Here is a 2365-nt window from a genome sequence, read left to right on the forward strand (position 1 = left end):
CTTGTTCAGGGCGACGACGATGTACGGCACGCCAACCTGACGAGCGAGCAGCACGTGCTCCTTCGTCTGCGGCATCGGGCCGTCGGTCGCCGACACGACCAGGATCGCCCCGTCCATCTGGGCGGCACCGGTGATCATGTTCTTGATGTAGTCGGCGTGACCCGGGCAGTCGACGTGCGCGTAGTGCCGGGCGTCCGTCTGGTACTCGACGTGCGCGATGGAGATGGTGATGCCGCGGGCCTTCTCCTCGGGCGCCTTGTCGATCTGGTCGAACGGGGTGAACGGGTTCAGGTCCGGGTGGGCGTCGTGCAGGACCTTGGTGATGGCCGCCGTCAGCGTGGTCTTGCCATGGTCAATGTGACCGATGGTGCCAATGTTGACGTGCGGTTTGGTCCGCTCGAACTTCTGCTTCGCCACGGGTGTCCCTCCAAGGACGGGTGGTGTCTTGCTGTAGATCGTCTCGTTTGGGGCCCAGGGGGACCGTGCCCCGGACATCCGCTGGCGCGGAGATCCGGGGACCGCTTCACCCCGGGCGGGCGTTACTCCCCGCGGGCCTTCGCGATGATGTCCTTCGCGACGTTGTTGGGGACTTCGGCGTAGGAGTCGAACTGCATGGAGTAGTTCGCCCGGCCCGAGGTCTTCGACCGCAGGTCGCCGACGTAGCCGAACATCTCCGACAGTGGCACCAGCGCCCGGATGATCCGGGAGCCGCCGCGCTCGTCCATCGCCTGGATCTGCCCGCGCCGCGAGTTCAGGTCGCCGATGACCTCACCCATGTAGTCCTCGGGAGAGGTGACCTCGACGGACATCATCGGCTCGAGCAGGACCGGGTCGGCCTTCCGCGCCGCATCCTTGAACGCCATCGAACCGGCGATCTTGAAGGCTAGCTCGGAGGAGTCGACCTCGTGGTACTGGCCGTCCAGCAGGGTGACCTTCACGTCGACCAGGGGGTAGCCGGCGAGTACACCGAACTCCATGGCCTCCTGGCAGCCCGCGTCGACGCTCGGGATGTACTCCTTCGGGATGCGGCCGCCGGTGACCTTGTTCTGGAACTCATAGCCACCGCCGTCACCACCGGAAGGCTCCAGGCTGATGATCACCCGCGCGTACTGACCTGAACCACCGGTCTGCTTCTTGTGGGTGTAGTCGACCTTCTCGACCTTCCGGCGGACGGTCTCCCGGTACGCGACCTGCGGGCGGCCGACGTTGGCGTCGACGCTGTACTCGCGCTTCATCCGGTCGACCAGCACCTCGAGGTGCAGTTCGCCCATGCCCGAGATGACCGTCTGACCGGTCTCCTCGTCGGTGCGGACCTGGAAGGTCGGGTCCTCCTCGGCCAGCCGCTGGATCGCGGTGCCCAGCTTCTGCTGGTCGGCCTTCGTCTTCGGCTCGATCGCGACGTGGATGACCGGAGCCGGGAATGTCATCGACTCCAGCACGACCGGCGCGTTCGGGTCGCAGAGGGTGTCACCGGTGGTCGTGTTCTTCAGCCCGACCACCGCGACGATCTGGCCGGCGCCGACGCCGTCCCGATCCTCCCGGTGGTTGGCGTGCATCTGCAGGATGCGGCCGATCCGCTCCTTGCGGTCCTTGGTGGAGTTGAGCACCGCGGAACCGGACGAGAGCTTGCCGGAGTACACCCGGATGTAGGTCAGCTTGCCGACGTACGGGTCAGACATGATCTTGAAGGCGAGCGCGGAGAACGGCTCGTCCTCGCTGGCCTCGCGGGCGATCTCGACCTCTTCGTTGCCCACCTTGTGACCGACGGTCCTGCCGACGTCGGTCGGGCTGGGCAGGAAGTCGACGACGGCGTCGAGCATGGGCTGCACGCCCTTGTTCTTGAACGCCGTGCCGCACATGACCGGGTTGATCGAACCGGTCAGGGTGGCCCGTCGGATCGCCGCGATCAGCTCGTCGAGGGTGGGCTCCGTGCCCTCGAGGTACTTCTCCATGAGGTCGTCGTCGTTCTCGGCGACGGTCTCGAGGAGCTTGTCGCGCCATTCCTGCGCGGCTTCCTCGTGGTCGCGCGGGATGTCGACGACGTCGTAGGAGGCGCCCTTGTCCTCGGAGTGCCAGATCAGGCCCTTCATCCGGACCAGGTCGATGACACCCTTGAAGTCGGACTCGACGCCCCACGGGAGCTGGATGACGGCCGGCGTCGCGTCGAGCCGGTCGATCATCATCTCCACGCAGCGGTGGAACTCCGCGCCGACCCGGTCCATCTTGTTGACGAACGCGATCCGCGGCACGTTGTACCGGTCGGCCTGGCGCCACACCGTCTCGCTCTGCGGCTCCACACCGGCGACCGCGTCGAACACCGCGACGGCACCGTCGAGCACCCGCAGCGACCGCTCCACCTCGACGG

The 2365-nt window shown here is 66.6% G+C and carries 2 protein-coding genes; both read right to left on the reverse strand.

Annotation, left to right across the window (positions count from 1 at the left end; translation table 11 throughout):
- A partial coding sequence (locus BL253_RS38945; protein WP_116438941.1) for a GTP-binding protein occupies positions 1-417 on the reverse strand: 417 nt, incomplete at its 3' end.
- A gap of 122 nt (positions 418-539) precedes the next feature.
- Positions 540-2365: elongation factor G (fusA, locus tag BL253_RS38950; RefSeq protein WP_076823114.1), on the reverse strand; the 1826-nt coding region annotated here is incomplete at its 5' end.

This window comes from Pseudofrankia asymbiotica (genome assembly GCF_001983105.1).
Classification (GTDB): Bacteria; Actinomycetota; Actinomycetes; order Frankiales; family Frankiaceae; genus Pseudofrankia; species Pseudofrankia asymbiotica.